General features: G+C 64.7%; 20 protein-coding genes. 4 read left to right on the top strand and 16 right to left on the bottom strand.

The window, feature by feature from the left end; genetic code table 11:
- The first annotated feature begins 19 nt into the window (after positions 1-19).
- Positions 20-463: a universal stress protein gene (locus IB236_RS17175; protein ID WP_056747152.1), complete on the top strand. Its 444-nt coding sequence runs from the start codon at positions 20-22 to the stop codon at positions 461-463.
- Positions 464-585: 122 nt separating this feature from the next.
- Here the strand turns inward: IB236_RS17175 and IB236_RS17180 are convergent, their stop codons facing one another.
- The 6 genes from IB236_RS17180 to IB236_RS17205 all read right to left on the bottom strand — a co-directional run bounded on the left by IB236_RS17180 (position 586) and on the right by IB236_RS17205 (position 6428).
- Entirely contained in the window at positions 586-1299 is a 714-nt protein-coding gene (locus IB236_RS17180) for an ABC transporter ATP-binding protein (RefSeq protein ID WP_056747151.1), read from the bottom strand.
- Positions 1296-2066: an ABC transporter ATP-binding protein gene (locus IB236_RS17185; RefSeq protein ID WP_082565070.1), complete on the bottom strand. Its 771-nt coding sequence runs from the start codon at positions 2064-2066 to the stop codon at positions 1296-1298. Before IB236_RS17185 ends, IB236_RS17180 begins: the two co-directional genes overlap by 4 nt.
- Positions 2063-2944 carry a branched-chain amino acid ABC transporter permease gene (locus IB236_RS17190; protein WP_056747149.1) on the bottom strand — a complete coding sequence of 294 codons (882 nt, stop codon included), beginning with the start codon at positions 2942-2944 and terminating at the stop codon, positions 2063-2065. The genes IB236_RS17185 and IB236_RS17190 overlap by 4 nt, the downstream gene beginning before the upstream one ends.
- Before the next feature lie 12 nt (positions 2945-2956).
- A complete protein-coding gene (locus IB236_RS17195; RefSeq protein ID WP_192421563.1) occupies positions 2957-3832 on the bottom strand; it encodes a branched-chain amino acid ABC transporter permease in 876 nt (291 codons plus the stop codon).
- A gap of 93 nt (positions 3833-3925) precedes the next feature.
- Entirely contained in the window at positions 3926-5146 is a 1221-nt protein-coding gene (locus tag IB236_RS17200) for an ABC transporter substrate-binding protein (protein WP_056747147.1), read from the bottom strand.
- 49 nt (positions 5147-5195) lie between these two features.
- Entirely contained in the window at positions 5196-6428 is a 1233-nt protein-coding gene (locus IB236_RS17205; protein ID WP_056747221.1) for an amidohydrolase family protein, read from the bottom strand.
- Positions 6429-6655: 227 nt separating this feature from the next.
- Between IB236_RS17205 and IB236_RS17210 the strand changes: the two genes are divergently transcribed.
- Positions 6656-7615 carry a LysR substrate-binding domain-containing protein gene (locus tag IB236_RS17210; protein ID WP_056064417.1) on the top strand — a complete coding sequence of 320 codons (960 nt, stop codon included), beginning with the start codon at positions 6656-6658 and terminating at the stop codon, positions 7613-7615.
- 53 nt (positions 7616-7668) lie between these two features.
- Here the strand turns inward: IB236_RS17210 and IB236_RS17215 are convergent, their stop codons facing one another.
- From IB236_RS17215 to IB236_RS17240, 6 genes are all read right to left on the bottom strand, one after another.
- Entirely contained in the window at positions 7669-9222 is a 1554-nt protein-coding gene (locus IB236_RS17215) for a malonyl-CoA synthase (RefSeq protein ID WP_056747145.1), read from the bottom strand.
- Positions 9223-9304: 82 nt separating this feature from the next.
- Entirely contained in the window at positions 9305-10108 is an 804-nt protein-coding gene (locus tag IB236_RS17220) for an enoyl-CoA hydratase/isomerase family protein (RefSeq protein WP_192421796.1), read from the bottom strand.
- Positions 10109-10222: 114 nt separating this feature from the next.
- Positions 10223-11212, bottom strand: a complete 990-nt coding sequence (locus IB236_RS17225; RefSeq protein WP_056064424.1) for a tripartite tricarboxylate transporter substrate binding protein — start codon at positions 11210-11212, stop codon at positions 10223-10225.
- 67 nt (positions 11213-11279) lie between these two features.
- Complete coding sequence (locus IB236_RS17230) at positions 11280-12779, bottom strand: malonyl-CoA decarboxylase (protein WP_225581223.1); 1500 nt, start codon at positions 12777-12779, stop codon at positions 11280-11282.
- Positions 12776-13444, bottom strand: a complete 669-nt coding sequence (locus IB236_RS17235) for a GntR family transcriptional regulator (RefSeq protein ID WP_056064427.1) — start codon at positions 13442-13444, stop codon at positions 12776-12778. Before IB236_RS17235 ends, IB236_RS17230 begins: the two co-directional genes overlap by 4 nt.
- A gap of 376 nt (positions 13445-13820) precedes the next feature.
- Positions 13821-14738 carry a LysR family transcriptional regulator gene (locus IB236_RS17240; RefSeq protein ID WP_146871368.1) on the bottom strand — a complete coding sequence of 306 codons (918 nt, stop codon included), beginning with the start codon at positions 14736-14738 and terminating at the stop codon, positions 13821-13823.
- Positions 14739-14856: 118 nt separating this feature from the next.
- Here IB236_RS17240 and IB236_RS17245 point away from each other — a divergent pair, with 118 nt between their 5' ends.
- Entirely contained in the window at positions 14857-15774 is a 918-nt protein-coding gene (locus tag IB236_RS17245) for a DMT family transporter (RefSeq protein WP_192421564.1), read from the top strand.
- Positions 15775-15856: 82 nt separating this feature from the next.
- On the opposite strand, the gene lgt is transcribed toward IB236_RS17245, so the two are convergent.
- Entirely contained in the window at positions 15857-16684 is an 828-nt protein-coding gene (gene lgt, locus IB236_RS17250; RefSeq protein WP_192421565.1) for a prolipoprotein diacylglyceryl transferase, read from the bottom strand.
- 258 nt (positions 16685-16942) lie between these two features.
- Positions 16943-18802 (bottom strand): dihydroxy-acid dehydratase, encoded by a 1860-nt coding sequence (gene ilvD / locus IB236_RS17255; protein WP_192421566.1) that lies wholly within the window; start codon positions 18800-18802, stop codon positions 16943-16945.
- A gap of 246 nt (positions 18803-19048) precedes the next feature.
- On the opposite strand from ilvD (IB236_RS17255), the gene ilvD (IB236_RS17260) reads away from it, so the two are divergent.
- Complete coding sequence (ilvD, locus tag IB236_RS17260; protein ID WP_192421567.1) at positions 19049-20752, top strand: dihydroxy-acid dehydratase; 1704 nt, start codon at positions 19049-19051, stop codon at positions 20750-20752.
- 110 nt (positions 20753-20862) lie between these two features.
- Here ilvD (IB236_RS17260) and IB236_RS17265 read toward each other — a convergent pair whose 3' ends face one another.
- Positions 20863-22029 carry a YncE family protein gene (locus IB236_RS17265; RefSeq protein WP_156401046.1) on the bottom strand — a complete coding sequence of 389 codons (1167 nt, stop codon included), beginning with the start codon at positions 22027-22029 and terminating at the stop codon, positions 20863-20865.
- Between the two features lie 29 nt (positions 22030-22058).
- Positions 22059-22820, bottom strand: coding sequence for an ABC transporter ATP-binding protein (locus IB236_RS17270; protein WP_056747136.1), 762 nt, complete (start codon positions 22818-22820; stop codon positions 22059-22061).
- Positions 22821-22828 lie beyond the last annotated feature (8 nt).

Consider the following 22828-nt stretch of genomic DNA (forward strand, 5'->3'; position numbering starts at 1 on the left):
CACTTTGAGGAGCCCTTTTATGTACAAACGCATCCTGATCGCTACAGACGGATCCCCTCTGTCGGACAAAGCGGTGGAACATGGCCTGTCCCTGGCCGCACTGACCGGCGCCACCGTGGTCGCCCTCAAGGTGGTGCCCCGCTACCCCCGCAGCTACTTTGAAGGCGGCATGCCGGTGGACATGAACGACGTCAAACGCATCGAAGCCCAGTGGGGCGATGCCGCACAGGCCATGGTCGATGGCGTGAAAGCCCAGGGCGGCGCACAAGGCGTGACCGTGAAGGCCGTGGTCGCCAAGTCCGACCTGGTGGCCGAAGCCGTGATTGCAGCCGCCAAGAAGCACAAGTGCGACCTGATCGTGATGGCATCGCACGGCCGCAAGGGCCTCAAGCGCCTGCTGCTGGGCAGCGAAACGCAGCATGTGCTGACACATTCGCACATCCCTGTGCTGGTGCTTCGCTAAGCATAAAAACAGCTGCTAGCGCCAGTACAACATGCACTAGTAGCTATCAAATATATAGCAAAACACCGAGCAGGCGTGCAGCCTCCTCGGTGTTCTTCATTGAGGGCTGGGTGCCCTGTGGCTCAGTGGTTGCCCAGGTAAAGCTGCGCCATGCGCTCATCGGCCAGCAGCCCCTGCGCCGGGCCCTGCAGCACGCAGCGCCCCTGGTCCAGGATGTAGCCCTGCTGGCTGATCTGCAGCGCCTGGCGCGCGCGCTGCTCCACCATCAGCACCGCCACGTCTGCGGCGGGCAGCTTTTGCACCATGTCAAACACCTTGCCGACCAGCGAGGGCGCCAGCGCTGCCGTGGGTTCGTCCAGCACCATGATGCGCGGCGATGGCATGAGGGCCCGCGCAAAGGCGAGCTGCTGGCGCTCGCCACCCGAGAGGTTGCTAGCGGGCTGAGGCAAACGTTCCACCAGCGCCGGAAAGTCGGCCAGCACCTCGTCCATGCGGCGCTTGACGTTTGCCACGCCGCGCACCACCAACAGGTTCTCGCGCACGGTGAGCGAAGGGAACACATTGGCCACCTGCGGCACGTAGGCCAGCCCTGCGTCAAAGCGGTCTTCGGCCGACAAGGCCGTGATGTCGCGCCCCCCCAAGTGGATGGTGCCTGCCACCCGTGGCAGCAGGCCCAGCAGCGCCTTCACCAGGGTGGACTTGCCTGCGCCGTTGGTGCCCGCAATGGTCACGATCTCGCCCGGCGCCACGGCCAGGTCAATGCCGTGGATGATGTCCACCTCGGAATACCCGCCGCGCAATTGCGCGATCTGCAGCAAGTTGTCTGCGCCGCTCATACCACCCCTCCCATATAGGCTTCCTGCACACGCGGGTCGTCCAGCACCGTGTGCGGGTCGCCCTCGGCCAGGATGGAGCCCCGGTCCATCACGATCATGCGGTTGGAGAGCGACTTGAGCGCCTGCAGGTGGTGCTCGATCACGATGAACGCAATGCCCTGCCCGTTCAGCTCGCGCACGCGGTCACAGATCTCTTCGATCAGCACCGGGTTCACCCCGGCAAACGGCTCGTCCAGCAAGATGCAGCGCGGGTCCAGCATCAGCACCCGGCCCAACTCCACCAGCTTCTTCTGCCCGCCCGACAAGCCCCCCGCCGTCACATCGCGCACCCGTGCCAGGTTCAAAAACTGGAGGATTCGGTCCGCCTTGGCAGACAACTGCGCCTCGTGCTCGCGCAGACTGCGCGTCTGGAAGAAGGCGTTCACCAGCCGCTCCCCTTGCGGGTTGGCGGCAGCCGCCATCAGGTTCTCGTGCACCGTGAGGCTCTTGAACTCACGCGGAATCTGGAACGTGCGCACCAGCCCCAGCCGCGCGCGGCGGTAGGGGGGCATGCGGGTGATGTCATGCCCCTCAAAGTGGATCTGCCCCGCGTCCGCTGGCTGCTGCCCGGCAATGGCCGCAAACAGTGTGCTCTTGCCCGCACCGTTGGTGCCTGCAATGCCCAGAATCTCGCCCGTGCCCAGTTGCAGCGACACACCGTCCACCGCCTTGAAGCCCCCGAATTGCCGCGTGACGGCCTCCACTTTCAGCATCGTTGTTGCGGTCATTGGGTTTTGCCTCCAAACAGGCCGTTGGGCTTGTACAGGGTGACCAGAATCAGCGCCAGGCCCACCGCAGCCAAACGCAGGCTGGCCATGCCAACTTCTGACACGCCCGGCACCCAGTCCTTGGCAAAGCGCGAGCCCTCCAGAAACACCATGAGCAGCAGCGAGCCAAACACCGCGCCGCGCACCGTGCCCGAGCCGCCCATCACCAGTCCCATCCACACATAGAACGTGATGAGCGGGATGAACTGCTCTGGCGTGATGAAGGTGATGAAGTGCGCATAGAACGCCCCCGCCACGCCAGCCAGCGCCGCCCCCAGCATGAACACCTGCACCTTGAACCTGGCCGGGTCCTTGCCCAGGGCCGACAACGCGGGCTCATCGTCGCCAATGGCCTTGAGCAGCCGGCCAAACGGACTGGCCGCCAGGCGCACCGTGCCCCAGGCCACCACCGCAACCACCGCCAGCAGCGTGGCAAAAATCGCCATGTCCGACACACCACTGCCCCAGGACGCAAACAGCTTGGGCAAGCCGGGCAAGCCCTGCACGCCCTTGGTCAGCCAGCTTTCTTGCTGGATGGAGATGCGCACCGCCTCCGAAAAGCCCAGCGTCACGATGGCCAGGTAGTCATCGCGCAGTCGCAGCGACAGCAGGCCAATGGGCAGCGCCAGCAAGCCCGAGAGCACAGCCGCCGCCACAAAACACAGCACCAGCGGCACGCCTTGCAGCGCCAGCAGGCCCGAGGTGTAGGCGCCCACGGCAAAGAACGCCACGACGCCAAAGTTGACCAGCCGGGTCAGGCCGAACTGCAGGTTCAGGCCCAGCGCCAGCAGGCAGTAAATAAGGGCAACGATGCCAATGGCACAGAGGTAAGCAATCATCGGTCGAACTCCTTACCGCACCAGCTGCACGCGGCCCATGATGCCGGCCGGGCGCACCAGCAGCACCAGGGCCAACACCACAAACGACAGCACCAGCTTGTACGACGGCCCCATCAGTGGCACCGCCAGCTCTTGCGCCACACACAGCAGCAGCGCACCCAGCACCGCGCCCACCGGGCTACCGATGCCGCCCAGCACCATGGCGGCAAACGCGGGGATCAGGCTCTCCCACCCCATCTCGGGGCTGACCACGGCCTTCATGCCCAGCAGTACGCCACCCAGCGAGGACAAGGCCCCCACCAGCAGCCACAAACTAAGCATCAACCCATTGGCGCGGATGCCGCTGGCCCGCGCCAGGTCCGCACTATCGGCCACGGCGCGCAGCTGGCGGCCAAAGCTGGTGCGGTAGATCAGCACAAACACCACCAGCAGGCAAACGGCAGCCACCGCCGCAATGGCCAGGTCGGTGGGCAACACGCGAATGCCACCAAAGTTCCAGGCGCGCACCAGGGGCAGGTCAAACGTGCGCTGTTCATGCCCAGCAAAGAAACCGATCAGGCTGCGCAGCAAAAACCCGAGGCCAATGGCTGCGAGCATGGACGACACCATGGGCCGCCCGGCCAGCTTGCGAAAGATCAGCGTGTACGAGCCCGCCGACACCACGGCCGTGACCACCATGCTGATGAGCGCCGCCGCCCACAGCGGCCAGCCCCCCAACAGCTGCACCGCCACGGCAGCGTAGGCGCCGGTGGTGAGCATGTCGCCCGTGGCTGCGTTGGGAAAGCGGTTGACGCCCATCACCAGGGTCATGGCCAGGGCAGGCAGTGCCACCACCAGGCCTTCGATCAATCCGTTGATCAGCAGGTTTACAAAGTCGATCCAGGTCATTGCGTCATTCCGTCATCCCATGCACATCTGCGCTGTGCGCCGCAAAAAAAATGCCCGGGGCCTGCACCTGGCAGGCGCACCGGGCGCGGTCCATCACATCGTGATGGACACCACGTCGCGCCGCACCAGCTGGCCCTTTTCGATGATGAACACGCCAAAGTCCGGCGTCACATCGCCCGCCTTGTCAAAGTCCAGCTTGCTCGATGCGCCTTCGTAGTTCACCTTGGCCTTTTTGGCCAGTTGCGCCTTGCCTTCGGCAAAGGTGAACACTGCCGTGCCGGGGGCGTTGGAGACATCGCGCATCTTGGCGTTGACCTGCTCTACCGTGGCCTTGGGGCCAGCGGCCTCCATGGCCAGCGCCAGCGAGATCACCATGTCGTACGCCATGGCGGCGTAGATGTTGGTGGACGCGGCCTTGCCCGTGGCCTTGGTGAAGGCCGCGTCAAACTGGGCGTAGGAGGCGCTCTTTTCGTTGGACACCGTGTCCACCGAAATGATGCCTTCACACACCTCTGCGCCCAAGGCCTTCACCAGGTCGGGGTTGGCCGCCCAGCCGGGGATGATCCACTTCGTTTCCGCACCGGACTGGAACCACTCGCGCAGGATGATGGTGGTGTCGGGCAGGTACGAGCCCATCACGATCACATCCGGCTTGGCGGCCAGAATCTTCTGCAGCTCGCTGCGGTAGCTGGGGCGGCTGGGCTCGTAGGTGACATGGGCCGCCACCTTGCCGCCGCGTTTCTCCCAGGCCTTGGTGAAGCCTTCCACGTTGCCCAGGCCGGATGCGTTGTTGAACGCCATCGTGGCCGGGCGCTTGAAGCCGCGCTTGGTGCAAATCTCGGCGAAGGCCGCGCCAAAGCGGTCGTTGGTGGCCTGAAAGCGCCACACCAGGTCCTTGGTGTCCAGCGTGGAAATGGCGGGCGCACCCGACACGTTCATCTGGATGATGCCTGCCGCGTCGGTCAGCGGCATCACTGCCAGCGTCACGCCCGAGGCCCAGGTGCCCAGCACCGCCTGCACCTTGTTCACTTCGATCAGCTTCTTGGCGGCCAGCACGGCCGCGTCAGGCTTGGTCTGGTCGTCTTCGGTGAAGAGTTCGAGCTTGCGCCCACCCGCGCCGCCCGCGGCATTGACCTCATCCACGGCCAGGCGGATGGCCTGCTGCATGCCTGGGCCGTAGGGGCTGCCTGCACCGGTGATGGGCGTGAGCGAGCCAATGCGGAACACCTCACCTTGCTGGCTGAAACCGATGGAGGGAAGGAACTGCAGAGCCGCAGCGGCGCCGCCGAGCTTGACGAAATTTCTACGTTGCATGGTGATCTCCGGTAGGGGAATGGGATGGGGGTGAGGGGGTGAAAGGGACTCAAAGGGTGTTCTTGACCCACACGCCGTCCTTGGCGATGGCGCGAATGCGCTCGCCCTGGTTCAGCAGGCAGGTGATGTCGGTGAGCGGGTTGCCATCGACCAGCAAGATGTCGGCAATGGCACCGGCCGTGACTTCGCCCAGCTGGCCTTGCTGGCCCAGAATCTCCGCGCCAATCAGCGTGGCCTGCTGCAGCACCGGGCCATTGCCCAGAATCTCCGCGCGCAGGCGCAACTCGTCCGACTGCAGGTAATGCGTCTCGGCCAGCAAGTCGCTGCCCAGGCCCATCTTCACGCCCGCCTTGGCCAGGATCTCGATGGCCTGCTTGCCCTGGCCACGTACCGAGTCGATCTTGGCAATCGACACCGCAGGCAGGCCATAACGCTCGCCCTCGTTGGCCAGGCCCTCGTAGGTGATGAGCGTGGGCACCATGAAAGCGCCCATCTCGGCCATGAACTCTGCCGTGGGCGCATCCACCAGATTGCCGTGCTCGATGGTGCGCACGCCGCAGCGCACGGCGCGGGCGATGGCGCGGGGCGTGTAGGCGTGGGCCATGACATAGGTGTTGGCATTGGATGCTTCTTCCACAATGGCGTGCAGCTCGGCCTCGGAATAGCCCAGGTTGCCAATCGGGTCGTTGGGCGATGCCACGCCGCCCGAAGCCATCACCTTGATCTGCGTGGCGCCCTTCAGAATTTCTTCACGCACCGCCAGGCGGCAAGCATCCACGCCATCGACCACGCGGCCGATGTTGCCCAGCTTGTAGGCGCACGAACACACATCCAGGTCATCGTTGCGCTGGCGGAAATCCGCATGCCCGCCGGTTTGCGACAGCGCCTTGCCCGCAGGGAAGATGCGCGGCCCCTGCACCAGCCCCGTTCGCACCGCCTCGGCCAGCGACCAGTCGGCGCCGCCCGCATCACGCACGGTGGTAAAGCCCCGCTCCAGCATGCCCTTCATGATGGGCAGCGAGCGCATCATGGTGAACACGTTGGGCATCTTGGCCACGGCACCCAAGTTGAACGAAGACGCCACCACGTGCACGTGGCAGTCGATCAGGCCGGGCATCAGGGTCATGCCCTTGGCGTCGAGCGTGGTGGTCCCTTCTGGCACCTGCAGGTCGGTGCCTACCGCCGCAATGCGGCCGTCCTGCACCAGAACGGACAGGCCGGTGCGCAGTGTGAGTGCGTGGACATCCAGCACACGGCTGTTTTCAATCAACAAAGAGGTCATGAGATTCGTCAAAGTGGGCGCGATGGCTTCAAAATTACTCATAGCCTGCTTTTTCAGAGGGCCATGAAGACCATCAAGCATCCATCTGGTGCATTGCAGCATCTACAGAGTGTGGCGCTTGACACGTTGCTGTCACAGGACGCATTTATCGGGCCAATTGACCTTATCCGCAACGCCTAAAATCTCACCATCCCATGAGCCCTACTCATACCCCCTAGGCCACATCTATGCGCCGCCTGTGCCCCACCATCTCTGAGCTGAACGCCTTTCACTCCGCCGCCAAGCACCAGGCCTTCACCATGGCAGCGCGCGAGCTGTGCGTGACACAAAGCGCCATCAGCCGCCACATCGCGGCGCTGGAGGACTACCTGGGCCAGAAGCTGTTCATCCGCAAAGCCACCGGGCTGGAGCTGACCGAGGCGGGCGCTACCTACCTCAACGCCACCCGCCCGGCCATGGCCGCGCTGGAATCTGCCACGGCACAGCTCATGTCGTACGGGGGCGATGGCGGCTCGCTCAACCTGTCCGTGCCGCCCACGTTTGCGGCGCAGTGGCTGTTTCCGCGCCTGGGGCACTTCAAGCGCACGCTGCCGCAGGTGTCGCTGAACTTTGTGCGCTACCAGCATGCGCACGACTTTGCGACACCGCATGAATTCGACGCGGCCATTCAGTACGGCTACGGCAATTGGCCCAGCGCCAATGCGCGCTACCTGATTGGCAAGGAAACCAGCATCGTGTGCAGCCCGCAACTGCAGGCCGCCCTGCCCCTGAACACCCCACAAGATTTGATGCGCGCCACGCTGCTGCAGCACATTGAGGTGCCCCTGGCCTGGCAGGACTGGATGGAAGCCCACGGCCTGGACACCAGCGCCAGCCGCTTCGGGCCGGGCTTCAACCTGTATTCACTCATCATCCGCGCAGCGGTTTCAGGCTTTGGCGTGGGCATCGTGCCCACCTGCCTGGTAGAAGACGAATTGCAGGCAGGCACTCTCGTAGAGCCCCTGAAAGACCGCTTTGACAGCCCGCTCGGCTACTACCTGTGCGCGCCCACGGCACGCACCAATTTGTCGGTGTACCGGCTGGTGGCGGGGTGGCTGGAACACTGCTGCAACCATGCCGAGGGCGCCGCGGCGCCAGCCGCCACGCCCTGCATTTTCTGCAACCCCCAGGCCTCTGCAGCGGGCTAGGGCCTGTTCACACTATTTTTGCCAGTGCGAAGGCCTCCACTTGCGGGCCTGCCTCAGGCGAACAACCCTTTGTACTGATCCCGCAGCAGGTTCTTTTGCACCTTGCCCATGGTGTTGCGCGGCAGCTCGGACACCACGAAGCACTTCTTGGGGATCTTGAAGTTGGCCAACTGCGACTTGAGCTGGGCCACGATGGCATCGGCGTCCAGGCTGGCACCGGGCTTGGCAATGACCACGGCCACGCCCACTTCGCCAAAGTCAGGGTGCGGCACACCCACCAGGGCGCTTTCGGCCACGCCGGGCATGTCGTTGATGTAGCCCTCGATCTCTGCTGGGTAGACGTTGTAGCCGCCGCTGATGATGAGGTCTTTGCTGCGGCCCACGATGTGCACGTAGCCGCGCTCATCGACCTTGCCCACGTCGCCGGTCTTGAAGTAGCCGTCTTTCGTGAACTCTTCGGCGGTCTTTTCAGGCATGCGCCAGTAGCCCTTGAACACGTTGGGACCCTTGACCTGGATGCCACCGATCTCGCCCACGGGCAGGTCTTTGCCGTCGTCGCCCTGCACGCGCAGGCTCACGCCCGGCAGAGGGAAGCCCACGGTGCCGCCACGGCGTTCGTCCTGGCCCTTGTAGCGCTGGTCGGCGCTGTAGGGGTTGCTGGTGAGCATGATGGTTTCGCTCATGCCGTAGCGCTCCAGGATGGTGTGGCCGGTGCGCTGCTGCCATTCCTTGAAGGTTTCGATGAGCAGCGGTGCAGAGCCTGCGATGAACAGGCGCATGTTCTTGACGGCCTGTTTGTTCAAACCAGTCTCGGCCAGCATGCGCACGTACAGTGTGGGCACGCCCATGAACACGGTGGCGCGGGGCATGGCGGCGATGACGGCCTTGGGGTCGAACTTGGCCATCCAGATCATCTTGCTGCCGTTGATGAGCGCGCCATGGATGGCCACGAACAGGCCATGCACGTGGAAGATGGGCAACGCGTGGATGAGCACGTCCCCCTTCTTCCAGCCCCAGTAGTCCTTGAGCATGACGGCATTGCTGAGCATGTTGCCGTGCGTGAGCATGGCGCCCTTGCTGCGGCCGGTGGTGCCGCTGGTGTACAGGATGGCGGCCAGGTCGTCGGCGCTGCGGGACACGGCCTGGTGCTCGTCGCCGTGGTGTGCTGCACGCTCCAGCAGGCTGCCGGTGCGGTCGTCACCCAGGGTGAAGACATGCTGCGTGCCCAGGGTGAAGGCAATCTTGCTGACCCAGCCAAAGTTGCCGGGCGAGCACACCACCACGGCCGGCTCGGCGTTGCCGATGAAGTATTCGATCTCGGCGCTTTGGTAGGCGGTGTTGAGCGGCAAAAAGACGTAGCCCGCACGCAGCGTGGCCAGGTACAGCGCCATGGCTTCGACCGACTTTTCGACCTGCACGGCCACCCGGCTGCCTTCGGGCAGCTTGAGCGATGCAAGCAGGTTGGCGATGCGGGCGCTGGCGCGGTCCAGATCGCGCCAGGTGTAGAACAGCGGGGTGCCGTCTGCCGCCGTGGTCTCAACGGCAGTGCTGTCCAGGTCGGACGGGAAAGCGGCGCGCAGGGCGCTGAAGAGGTTGTGTTGGCTCATGGCTCAGACTTCAATGGGCTGGGTGGCTGGGTTGAGAGGTTGGGACCGACTGAATGGGAGAAAGCGGGGACGGAGGCGTCGGTCAGAACACCGGCGCGCGCTTGTCCAGAAAGGCAGAGATCCCTTCGCGATGCTCGGCGCTGGCGGCGTAGGCATAGGGGTCGGCAGGGCCATTTACTATGTTTTCAATAGCAAACAAGGCATGATTCTGTAGCGCTACAGGCGCTTTCAGCGCCCGAAACGTCTGTTTGTTCATGCGGGCGGCCTGGGGCGCCAGCGCGGCAATGCGCTGGGCACTGCCCAGGGCTTCGGTGGCCACCATGTCGTCGGCCACCACGCGGCTCAAAAAGCCGCGTGCCAGCATGTCGGGAGCGCTGAAGGTGGCGGCTTCCAGCAGCATCCGGCGTGCGGTCACGTCACCCACTGCACCTGCCACCAGCTGCGCCTCGCGCGGGGCCATCGGAAAACCCAGCTTGGCAATCGGCGCGCCAAAACGCGCGCCATTGCCCGCCACCCGGATGTCGCAGCAGCTGGCAATCTCCACGCCGGCGCCCATGCAGGCGCCGCTGATCTGGGCCACGATGGGCACGTCGCACTGGAGCATGGCATTGAGCCCGCCCCACACGTCGTTTTCATGAAAGTCGCGCAGCGCGGCCGCGTCAAAACGGAAGCCGGGGTACTCTGAAATGTCTCCGCCCGCACAGAACGCCCCGCCCTCGCCCGCGATGAGCACACAGCGCGCATCGGCCGAGCGCTGAACGTCTTCAAACACCGCACGCAACTGCCGCCACATGGGCCGCGACATGGCGTTCAGCCGCCCGGTGTGGCGCAGGGTGACATGCACCACCCCGCCCTCACCAGCATTCATCAACACTTCACCCGACATCCTGGTATCCATTTCCTTCACATACCGCCGACGACCTTCTCACCCCGCCATGCCATCGCCAGCGCCACCGTGGAACTGGCTTTGGCAGGCCACGGATGGCGTTCTCCTTGGGGGTTAGTCCAGCTTTGCGCCAGACGCCTTCACCACCGCCGCCCAGCGCTTGACCTCGCTGCTCACAAACGCGCCAAACTGCTGCTGCGTCATGCCGCCGTAATCCGCGCCGTTGCTGGCCCACACGGCCTTGAGTTCATCGGCGGTGCCCAGGCGCTTGATCTCATCCACGATGCGGGCCTGCACGTCGGCCGGTGTGCCTTTGGGCGCCCACAGGCCGTACCAGGTGGTCACGGTGTAGTCGGGCAGGCCCACTTCGGAGGCGCAGGGTACGTCGGGGAATGCGGGGTTGCGCTTGGCGCCGGACACCATCAGCGCCTTGATACGGCCGCTCTTGATGTGATTGGCTGACGAGCCCAGGCCGTCGAACATCATGTCCACGTTGCCGCCAATGAGATCCTGCAGCGCGGGGCCCGCGCCCCGGTAGGGGATGTGGGTGATAAAGGTGCCTGTCTGCTGCTTGAACAGCTCGCCCGCCAGATGGTGCGAGGTGCCCGCTCCGGCCGAACCGTAGTTGAGCTTGGCAGGGTTGCGCTTGATGTAGTCCAGAAACTGCTTGAAGTTGGTTGACGGCGTCTTGGGATTGACCACCAGCACCTGGGGCACGTTGGCCAGCAGCGCCAGGGGAATGAAGTCTTTCTCGATGTCGTAGTCGAGCTTGGGGTACATCGCAGGGGCAATCGCGTGGTGCACGGCGCCCATGAACAGCGTGTAGCCATCGGGCGCCGCCTTGGACGCAATGCTGGCACCCAGCGTGCCCCCGGCGCCCCCCCGGTTGTCGATCACCAGCGTCTTGCCCGTACTTTTGGAAAACTGCGCAGCCAGCGGCCGGGCAAACGCATCGGTGCCGCCACCGGCAGGGAACGGCACCACCACCGTCACGGGCTTGCTGGGCCAGGTGCTTTGGGCCCAGCTGTTGCTGCTGGCCAAGCCCAGGCCTGCAGCCGCCGCGCCGAGCAATACACCCCGGCGTTGGATTCGCAAATCAGTCATTCCTTGTCTCCTGTCGTTGTAAAAATACGCGGTCACTGGTCCACCCGGCATCTTGCCGGCCGCCCCGTCAGTCGCGGCAAAGGCTGTCGATGTCCCCCGACACTGGCACTTTGCCCTGCGCAAGCAAGCTGCGATGCTTGTCGATGCGCTTCAAGTCGTACAGGTAGTTCACCATGAGCCCGTACGATTGTTTCTGCCCCTTGCCGGACGGGTCACCCGCCCAGTTCAGGCGCTCTACCCGCGCGCCGTTGCCCAGGTGGAAGCGGGCCACGGGGTCTGCCGGTTTGCCCTCTTGCAGCTCGCGGCCCAGATAGTACGCGGCGCATTCCAGCAACATCTGGCGCACGGGGGATTTGGCGTCCAGCTCCAGCGCCTTGTCCACCGCCCCGAGCAAATGCGTGGCCTGCGGCGGCTCGAAGCCCACCGCGCGGCCCAGTTCGCTGCGGCGCTTGTCGTCCAGGCGGTCCAGCATGGCCCCTGCATGTTTGCTCAGCCAAGCGCGGAAACCCGGAATGGGCGACAGCGTGGCGAAGGTGCGCAGGCGCGGGAACTCGGCCGTGAGCGTTTCCACCACATGCTTGATGAGCGAGTCGCCAAAGCTCACGCCGCGCAGGCCTGTTTGCGTGTTGCTGATGGAATAGAAGATGGCCGTGGTGGCCCGTGTGATGTCCACGGGCGCAGCAGCCTCATCCAGCAGCGGCGTGATGCTGGACGAAATCTTGTCCACCAGCGCCACCTCCACAAAGATCAGCGGCTCGTTGGGCAGGCGCGGGTGGAAGAAGCCATAGCAGCGGCGGTCGCTGTCCAGCCGGTTCTTCAGGTCGGCCCAGCTGCGGATGTCGTGCACGGCCTCGTACTTGATGAGCTTTTCGAGCAGCGATGCGGGCGAGTCCCACGACAGCCGGCGCAGCTCCAGAAAGGCCACGTCAAACCAGGTCGAAAACAAATGCTCCAGCTCGGCATCGAGCGGCAGCAGGCGCTTGTCGGCCTTGAGCAGCGGCAAAATTTCGGCACGCAGGTCTACCAGAAACCGCATGCCCTCGGGGAATGCCGAAAACCGCTGCAGCAGCCGCGTGCGCGGCGATACCAGCGCACGGCGCAGGCTGATCTCGGCCTGCCCTTCTTCGGCAGTACCCGCTGCCGCCTCGTAGCGCTGGCGGGCCGACTTGAAGCGTGTGGCGTCGGGTGCGAACTGCTCGCACATCAGCAGCCACATGTCGCGCCGCTCCTCGGGCTCGGCCTTCGCATACCACTCGGCCACGGCCTGGGCGCGGCGGCCGCCTTCGATCTCGCTCACCTGCGGCGCCACCACCTCCTGCAAATCGGCCAGCAGACGGCGCAATGCGCGGGGCGACAACGCCTCCTGGCCGCGCCGCAGGGTGGCCTGCAGGCGCTCATTGGTAGAACGCGGCACCGCGACCTTGGCGACCACATCGGTCACGGTTTTGTCGAGTGAGGCCTTGGCAGACTTGTCGGCGGTCTTGTCCCCCGCCTTGTCGGCGGCAGGCGCGGCAGTGCGCAGGCGTGACACGCTGCGGGTGATCCATTCGGGAGTGCTGTTGATCATGGGGTCAACCTCGATTGCTGGTTGCGGGCTACATCGCGCAGCGCATCGCGCTGGCGCAACAGATGGGTGCGCATGGCCTCCTCGGCCGCGTCGCAGTCGCGCGCCTTGAGCGCGGCAAACACGGCCAGATGCTCTGCCAGGCTTTGCTGCATGCGCCCGGGGGCATGCAGCGTCTTGTGGCGTGCCAGCCGCAGGATCTTGCGCAGGTCACCAATCACCTGGGCCAGCCAGCGGTTGTCCGCCAGCGTGATGAAGGCCTCGTGGATGGCGTAGTTGGCTTCGTAGTAGTCGGTCATGCGCCCATCGGCCGCGCACTGTTGCAGGCGCTCGTGCAGCAGCTCCAGCGCGGCAATGTCGGCCGCCACGGCCTTGCGCGTGGCCTCGTGTGCGGCACGCCCCTCCAGCAACGCGATGACGGGAAAGATGTTGTCCAGATCGCTCTCGGTGACCTCGGCCACAAAACAACCCCGGCGCGGCTCATGGCGCAGCAGCCCCTCGGCCACCAGCACCTTGAGCGCTTCGCGCAGCGGGGTGCGCGAGATCTCCAGCCGCTCGCACAAGGCCGCCTCGTCCAGAAAGCTGCCGGGCGGCAAGGCGCCCGCGAAAATCTGCTCCCGCAGCCGGGAGGCGACTTCGTCGTGCAGTGAATTCGGGACAGGACGCATGTAAAACAAGGCTCCAGGGCACCAACCCGCGAGGCATCGGCTGTCAGCGGCTGAAGCACGGCGCAGGCCGAATGCCTGCAACACACCACTAACAGCTGACAACAGAGGCGATTGCCTCGCCATGTGTGTAATTTCTCATAATTACGCAAAATGACAAGGTGTAAACCCTGATTTGCAGACTTTGGTTACACAAAAGACGGCGACTGCGGTGGTTGCGCAACGCTGCGGGCCATGAAGCAGCAAAGGCGGCGAACTTTGCTGCTGGCCCCAAGGCACCGTCGTTGGGTGATCAGCCCCGGGCCAGATGAGCGGCCGAGGGTGCAACACCCGCTGCGCCCACCGCACGGTCGCCCTGCCCTCACGCCCCTCACCCGCTTCACTCCACGCCCGCAAAACCTTCCACCAGGTGGTCGATCCACACCCGCAGCTTGGCGGGCAGAAACCGGTGGGACGGGTACAGCACCCAGGCCGTGCCCGCGTACGAGGTCTTGTGCTCCCAGTCGGGCAGCACGGTCACTAGGTCACCCCGCGCCAACGCAGCGCGCGCGGTAAAGCCCGGCAGGCTGGCAATGCCCAGGTGGCTCAGCGCGGCCTCCAGTCGCACCTCGCTGTGGTTGGCCACATAGCGCCCGCGCACAGCCACCGTGGCGGATTCGCCTGCGCGCTCGAAGCGCCAGTGCCGGTCGCGCTCGTCCTCGCCCAGGGTGATGCAGGCGTGGTGCTCCAGGTCGCGCGGGTGCTGGGGGTGGCCCCGCTCAGCCAGGTAATGCGGGCTGGCGCAGGCCAGGTGGCGCAACGTGGCCAGCGGCCGCCCGGCCAGGCCCGGGGGTGGCGTGTCGGTCACGCGCAGGGCCAGGTCGATGGGTTCCTCGAACAGGTCCACCGTGCGGTCGGTGATGAGCAGTTGCACATCGACCTCGGGGTATTTCTGCAAAAACGGCAGCACCAGGGGGTGAACGAGTTGGCGCCCCACCGCCTTGGCCATGCTCATGCGCACCATCCCCGATGGCGCGGCAGAGTGGGTGTCGCTCAGCGCCCACACCTCGCGCGCGGCAGACACCATGTCCTGGCAGCGGCTGTAGACCGCCGTGCCCGCATCGGTCAGCCGCAGCTTGCGGGTGGTGCGCTCCAGCAGCCGCACGCGCAGCGCCCCTTCCAGCCGGGCCACCTGGCGGCTGACCGCCGACGGGGTGATGCCCAGCTGCCGCGCGGCGGCCGAGAAGCTGCCCGCATCCACCACACGCGCAAACACCGCCATGTCAGGGAGGCTGTCCAGGGGTTGATTGATGCGCATGGGGAACAAGTGCAGTTCTTTGGCAGCGATTATCAATGCATGGACGCAAATTGATAATTTCCCCAGCCCATCGCCGCCACGTGCGGTGCCCCACTGCCTCCACCCCAGTCTGCGTCCCATGTCACACACCCTGCCCCTGTCCGCCCCTTCCCTGCTGGCCCCGCGCCTTTCTGACCTGGCCTTGCTGCTGGTCGCCGTGGTGTGGGGCACCAGCTATGGCGTGGCCAAGGGGGCCCTGGTGTTCTACCCGGTTCTGGGCTTTTTGGCCGTGCGCTTCATCCTGACCTTTGCCGTGCTGCTCCCGGCCCTGCTGCGCGCCACTGCGCCCGAGCGGCGCGATGCGTTGGTGGCCGGCCTGCCGCTGGGTGGGCTGATGCTGGGCATTTTTCTGTGCGAGACCTTTGGCCTGGCGCTCACGCAGGCCAGCAATGCAGCGTTTTTGATCAGCCTGTGCGTGGTGTTCACACCGTTTGCCGAGTGGTGGCTGCTGCGCCAGCGGCCCGAGCGTGCGATGTTTGGTTTTGCCGCCGTCTCGCTGCTCGGCGCAGCCCTGCTCAGCGGGGGGTACACCGGCCAGTGGGGTTGGGGCGACGCCCTGATGCTGGCGGCCGCCGTGCTGCGCGCGATCACCGTGTGCCAGACCACGCGGCTCACCCGTCGCCGCAATGCGCCGGTGCTGGCCCTCACGGCGGTGCAGTCGGGCGTGATTGGGGTGGGCTGCCTGTTGCTGGCGCTGGCTTTGCCGGGCAAGCTGCCTCCACTGCCGTCGCTCACCCAAGCCAGCGCCTTCTGGTGGGCCTGCGTCTACCTGGTGGCAGGCTGCACCGTGTTTGCGTTTGTGGCCCAAAACTGGGCACTGCGCCACAGCTCGCCCACGCGGGTGGGCTTGCTGACCAGCAGCGAGCCCGCCTTTGGCGCACTGTTTGCAGTGTTCTGGCTGGGCGAGCAGCTCAGCGTCACGGGCTGGGTGGGCGGTGCACTCATCGTGGGGGCCGCCCTGTGGACGATGGCGCGGCGGGGTGATGCGCGGCATTGACCGCCTGCTTACCCGCCACTCGCCCCAATCACTACCAATTTGATAGCTGCTCGGGCATGAAACACCGGCGCTATCGCCTGTTTTACCTTGAAACCAACGCCCCCACTGGCTGCCGCTGCGCCCACAGCCACATCGCTGCGCCACCCACGATCATGGGCACACACAGCCACTGTCCCATGCTCATGCCCAGCGACAGGATGCCCAGGAAGGCGTCGGGCTCGCGGAAGTATTCGGCAATGAAGCGGAACACACCGTAGCCGAACAGGAAAGCGGCCGCCACCTGGCCAGGGCGACGCTCCTTGCGGGCATACAGCCACAGCAGGATGAACAGCAGCAATCCTTCCATCAGGAACTGGTAGACCTGCGACGGATGGCGCGGCTGCATGGAGCCGCTGTGCGCAAACACCATGCCCCAGGGCAGATCGGGGCTGGCAAAGCGACCCCACAGTTCGCCGTTGATGAAGTTGCCCACACGCCCTGCCGCCAACCCCGTGGGCACGCAGGGCGCCACAAAGTCAGCCACCTGCAGCCAGGGGCGCCGGCGCGAATGGGCAAACCACAGCATCGAAACCACCACACCCAGCAGCCCGCCATGGAAGGCCATGCCGCCCTGCCACACGGCAAAAATTTCCAGCGGGTGGCTCAGGTAGTAGCCCGGCTTGTAGAACAGGCAGTAGCCCAGCCGCCCGCCAATGACCACGCCAGCCACCCCCAGAAAGAGGATGTCTTCCACATCCTTGCGCGTCCAGGCGCCGGGCCCCGTGATGGAAGCAAAGGGCGGGTGCTGCAGGCGCCGGATGCCCAGCAGCATGAACAGGCCAAAGGCCGCAAGATAGGTCAGGCCATACCAGTGCACAGCCAGTGGGCCGATCTGCAGGGCGACGGGGTCGATGTGGGGATAGGTCAACATGGTGGCGGGTATTGTGCCCGCGCTGGGGATGACCCCGCACGCAGGGCCGCCTGCCCCGGGGCAGGACCACCGGGCGGCCATTGCCGCGCCAGGGCGATCCGCTGGAGCCACACACCACATTTCTGAGAAAAAAGCCGAGCAAGCGCTAGTCCGTCATGTGCTGACAGCTATCAAAAGTGGAGCAAAAACAAAAAAGCCGCGCCCTCCAGGCGCGGCTTCGGTGCGGCGGCAGGGCTCTTTGCCCTGCAAGGCTGCCCCTCAGTCGTCCAGCAGCGACAAATCGCGCACGGCGCCCTTGTCGGCAGACATCACCAGCTTGGCATAGGCCTTGAGCGCGGCCGACACCTTGCGCGGGCGCGGCTGCGCAGGCTTCCAGCCCTTGGCGTTCTGTGCTTCGCGACGCTTGGCCAGTTCTTCATCGCTCACCAGCACATTGATCGTGCGGTTGGGGATGTCGATGCGGATGCGGTCGCCGTTCTGCACCAGTCCGATGGCACCGCCCGCTGCGGCTTCCGGCGAGCAGTGGCCAATCGACAGGCCCGAAGTGCCGCCCGAGAAGCGCCCGTCCGTCAGCAGCGCGCAGGCCTTGCCCAGGCCCTTGGACTTGATGTAGCTGGTGGGGTAGAGCATTTCCTGCATGCCGGGGCCGCCCTTGGGGCCCTCATAGCGCACGATGACCACGTCACCGGCCTTGACCTTGTCGGCCAGGATGTTGGCCACGGCTTCGTCCTGCGACTCGGTCACGTGGGCCGTGCCCTCGAACACCAGGATGCTTTCGTCCACACCGGCCGACTTGACCACGCAGCCGTCCACCGCGATGTTGCCGGTCAGCACGGCCAGGCCGCCCTCTTTGCTGAAGGCGTGGTCGTACGAGCGGATGCAGCCCTCGGCGCGGTCCAGGTCCAGGCTGGGCCAGCGCGTGTTCTGGCTGAACGCCACCTGGGTGGGGATGCCTGCGGGGCCTGCCATGTAGAAAGTGCGCACGGCGTCGTCCTGCGTGCGCACGATGTCCCACTGGTCCAGCGCGTCCTTGAGCGTGGCAGTGTGCACCGTGGGCACGTCGGTGTGCAGCTTGCCCGCACGGTCCAGCTCGCCCAGGATGGCCATGATGCCGCCTGCGCGGTGCACGTCTTCGATGTGGTACTTGTTGGTGTTGGGCGCCACCTTGCACAGCTGCGGCACCACGCGCGAAAGGCGGTCGATGTCAGCCATGGTGAAGGGGATCTCGGCCTCTTTGGCAATCGCCAGCAGGTGCAGGATGGTGTTGGTCGAGCCGCCCATGGCGATGTCCAGGGTCATGGCGTTTTCAAACGCCTTGAAGCCTACCGAGCGGGGCAGCACGCGTTCGTCGTCCTGCTCGTAGTACTGCTTGGCCAGGTCCACGATGCGGCGGCCTGCGCGCTTGAAGAGCTGCTCGCGGTCAGCATGGGTGGCCACCACCGTGCCATTGCCGGGCAGCGACAGGCCCAGCGCCTCGGTCAGGCAGTTCATGGAATTGGCGGTGAACATGCCCGAACACGAACCGCAGGTGGGGCAGGCCGAGCGCTCGACTTCGGCCACATCGGCGTCGGAGTAGTTGGTGTCGGCGGCAATCACCATCGCGTCCACCAGATCGAGCTTCTTGAACTCCATGACCTTGGTGACCGGGTTGGCCAGGCGGGTCTTGCCCGCTTCCATCGGGCCGCCGGAGACGAAGATCACCGGAATGTTCAGGCGCATGGCGGCCATCAGCATGCCGGGGGTGATCTTGTCGCAGTTGGAGATGCAGACCATGGCATCGGCGCAGTGCGCGTTGACCATGTACTCGACCGAGTCGGCAATGATGTCGCGGCTGGGCAGCGAATACAGCATGCCGTCGTGGCCCATGGCAATGCCGTCGTCCACGGCGATGGTGTTGAACTCCTTGGCCACGCCGCCGGCGGCTTCGATCTCGCGGGCCACCAGCTGGCCCAGGTCCTTCAGGTGCACGTGGCCGGGCACGAACTGGGTGAACGAATTGACGACCGCGATGATCGGCTTGCTGAAGTCATCGTCTTTCATACCGGTGGCGCGCCACAGGGAACGCGCGCCTGCCATGTTGCGACCGGCGGTGGAGGTTTTGGAACGGTAGATGGGCATCGTGCTGGCTTCTGATAAATCGCTGGAAGGGAAGCGGGCCGGACTCATAAAGGCCCCTCGCGCGCCCGTGCAGACAACCTCTTGAGCCGTGCCGGGGGCAAACCTGTCAATTATCGCCCAGCCCTTTGGGCCCGCACGGGGCGGTGGCGTTGGGGATTGCGGGGGCAGCCCCCACGCGCTGCGACGGCACTGGCAGAATGACCCATTCCGCTCCAGCCCCCAACCCCGAGACCAGGACGCCCCACGATGACCGACTCCAGCAAGCCCTCCGCACCCATCAACCGCCGCAGCGCCAACATCACCCAGGGCAAGTCGCGCGCACCCAACCGCTCCATGTACTACGCCATGGGCTACGAGGAAGGCGACTTCGTGAAACCCATGGTGGGCGTGGCCAACGGCCACAGCACCATCACGCCCTGCAACAGCGGCCTGCAGAAGCTGGCGGATGCGGCCATCGCGGGCATTGAGGAAGCCGGCGGCAACGCCCAGGTATTCGGCACCCCGACCATCAGCGACGGCATGGCCATGGGCACCGAAGGCATGAAGTACAGCCTGGTGAGCCGCGAAGTCATCAGCGACTGCATCGAAACCTGCGTGGGCGGCCAGTGGATGGACGGCGTGCTCGTGGTGGGCGGCTGCGACAAGAACATGCCCGGCGGCCTGATGGGCATGCTGCGCGCCAACGTGCCCGCCATCTATGTGTATGGCGGCACCATCCTGCCCGGCCACTACCAGGGCAAGGACCTGAACATCGTGAGCGTGTTCGAGGCCGTGGGCGAGAACGCGGCGGGCAAGCTGAGCGACTTTGACCTGAAAGAAATCGAGAAGCGCGCCATCCCGGGCACGGGTTCGTGCGGCGGCATGTACACGGCCAACACCATGAGCAGCGCGTTCGAGGCCCTGGGCATCAGCCTGCCCTATTCGTCCACCATGGCCAACCCGCACGACGAGAAGATGAACTCGGCCAAGGAGTCGGCCAAGGTGCTGATCGAGGCCATCAAGAAGGACATCAAGCCCCGCGACATCGTGACCAAAAAGTCCATCGAGAACGCCGTGGCCGTGATCATGGCCACGGGTGGCTCGACCAACGCGGTGCTGCACTTCCTGGCGATTGCCCATGCGGCAGGCGTGGAGTGGAGCATTGACGACTTTGAGCGCGTGCGCGTGAAGACCCCCGTGCTGTGCGACTTGAAGCCCAGCGGCAAGTATCTGGCCGTGGACCTGCACCGCGCAGGCGGCATCCCGCAGGTCATGAAGATCTTGCTCAATGCGGGCCTGCTGCATGGCGACTGCCTCACCATCGAAGGCAAGACGATTGCCGAGGTGCTGAAGGATGTGCCGGACGAGCCCCGCGCCGACCAGGATGTGATTCGTCCTATCGACAAGCCCATGTACGCGCAAGGCCACCTTGCCATCCTCAAGGGCAACCTGAGCCCCGAAGGCGCGGTGGCCAAGATCACGGGCTTGAAGAACCCCGTCATCACCGGCCCGGCCCGCGTATTCGACGACGAGCAATCGGCGCTCGAAGCCATCCTGGCCGGCAAGATCAAGGCCGGTGACGTGATGGTGCTGCGGTACCTGGGCCCCAAGGGCGGCCCCGGGATGCCAGAAATGCTGGCACCCACCGGTGCGCTGATCGGAGCAGGCTTGGGTGAGAGCGTGGGCCTGATCACCGACGGCCGCTTCTCCGGCGGCACCTGGGGCATGGTGGTCGGCCACGTGGCGCCCGAGGCCGCAGCCGGAGGCACGATTGCTTTCGTCAACGAAGGCGACAGCATCACCATCGACGCGCGCCAGCTGCTGCTGGAGCTGAACGTGCCCGAGGCAGAAATCGCCAAGCGCCGCGCCGCCTGGACCGCCCCTTCCCCACGCTATACCCGTGGTGTGCAAGCCAAGTTTGCGTTCAACGCATCCAGCGCCAGCAAGGGAGCGGTGCTGGACGCCTATTGATTGCCGAGGCAAAAGACTGAAGGGCTGCGACGCAGCGGCATGTTCTGCCCCAGCGAGGAATCGGCTGCGCCCTCACCCGCGTCTGACTGCAGGCGGGGCTGGAGCTCCCTTTAAATTGGGTGCCGCTTGGATCGCCACCGAATCCATTGGTCAGTCACCATCCGCAATGGTGCAGTCAGACGCCACGACCAGCTCATACGCATCAGCTCCACCTCTTTTCGGACGGCAGCAGTCACCGCGGCCTCGCGCGCGGTGACATCGCGCACCAGCCGAAGCGTGTTGACGCGCATCCGGTCTGCAGGCGTCGCATCACAGGCGTTTTCATGCCCCTGTCCCCGCGCGCCGTCTACGATCTCGCCAATATCGAAAAAGGCCAGCGGCTGCTCCGCGCAGGTGACGACCATCAAGCCCCAGGGCTCGTGCACATCAATGCCCTTGGGGCCACCTTCACGGGGGTTGTGATGGCCTTGCTGAAACACTGCGTCATCCAGCACCCGTATCGAACGGTGCGGTTCAGGCAGATCCTGCCACCCCGGCACAGCGCGGTAGAACACCGCTACGGTGGGGGCTCCCGCGTCCGCAACAAGCAAGATGCGACCGCCCGCAACAAAGCACAGGCCATGGGGATAGTGGACTCCACCGAGTTGCACTGCCGGCTCCTTGCCGGGATCAAGAAACTCGTCATTGCGGTAGAGCGCTACTGCGTGATGATCGTGATTGCTGACGGCCACCCACTCCCCGTTGGCGTCTAACGCTATCCCGTCCGGCAACTCCAGCCCCTTGTGCATGAGCTGTTGGGCGTCCAGATGGGCAAAGCCGCTCGCGGCATCCAGCAGATGATGGGTTACGTAATGGGAAAAGCCGTTGCATACCCAAAGTTCGTGCAGGTCCGCGCCCAGATCACGTATGCACAAGCTTCCAGGAGTGCTGAGGAGTTCTGTCTCACGCTTACCTATCACCGCCACCGGCCGAAGGTCGCATGCCGAGGTCAGGCCATCTGCCTCAGGCACTTTGAATAGTGAAACATTGCCCTCTCGGCTGGCAACTGCGATGACACTATTGCCCACCCAGCAAACGCCGTGGGGGCGTCTAAGACTGGTGGAGGATATCTCCACCGCATCCGTCAGACAAACCACCTGCCGACCACTCTCGAGCTGACAGTCCAGCCCCACGACAAGCAAACGATCCAAAGTGATTGCAGCAAGTACCAAGCGGCGTCCATCGGGCGACCAGCTCACATCTTCGGTTCGCCCCATCGACAGCACGGCATCGAGCAATTCTTGAGGGCCCGTACATGCCACTCTCACTACAGCACTCCTTGCTGCTGGTTATGAAAAGCCAGGGCTTCATCCACGGGTCCGTCCATCACGATGCGTCCATCCTTCATGACCAATGCGCGATTGCAGAAGCTCTTGAGAATGACCTCGTTGTGGGACGCCAGCACCAGGATGGAAACCTGCTCAATCAGGCCATTGATGCGATCCTTGGCCTGGCTGAAAAATTGTGCGTCACCGGCACCAATCATTTCATCCATCAGCAAAATATCGGGAACGACGCTGGTGGACACAGCAAATGCCAACCGCAAGAGCATGCCCTGGGAGTACGTTCTCACAGGCAACTGCAGATGTTCTCCAAGTTGGGTGAACGTCTCTACTGAAGGGATGAGATCCATGGCCTGCCTGCGCGTCAGCCCCATGACGATGCCCCGCATGATGATGTTGTCGTAGCCGGTGGCGTCGACATCCATGCCCAGCATGATGTCCGTTAGGGCTGCCACTCTGCCACCGAAATTCAGTTCGCCTTGCATGGGCTCGTAGACACCGGACAGCACACGCAGCAGCGTGGTCTTGCCAGCGCCATTGGATCCGATCAGGCCGACACGGTCGCCAGGTCGCAGAGACAGATTCACGTCGCGCAGCGCATGCACACTGACCTGTCGCAAACCACTGGATTCCACGCGCGCCTTCTCGCGCCGGGGAAGCCCCAGCACCGTGTTGAGCAACCCCCGAGACCTTGCGGTGAACACGGGAAAATCAATCGATACGCCAGTCAACTGGATATGGGCCATATTTTTGG

This window comes from Acidovorax sp. ACV02 (assembly GCF_014851475.1).
Taxonomy (GTDB): Bacteria; Pseudomonadota; Gammaproteobacteria; order Burkholderiales; family Burkholderiaceae_C; genus Acidovorax; species Acidovorax delafieldii.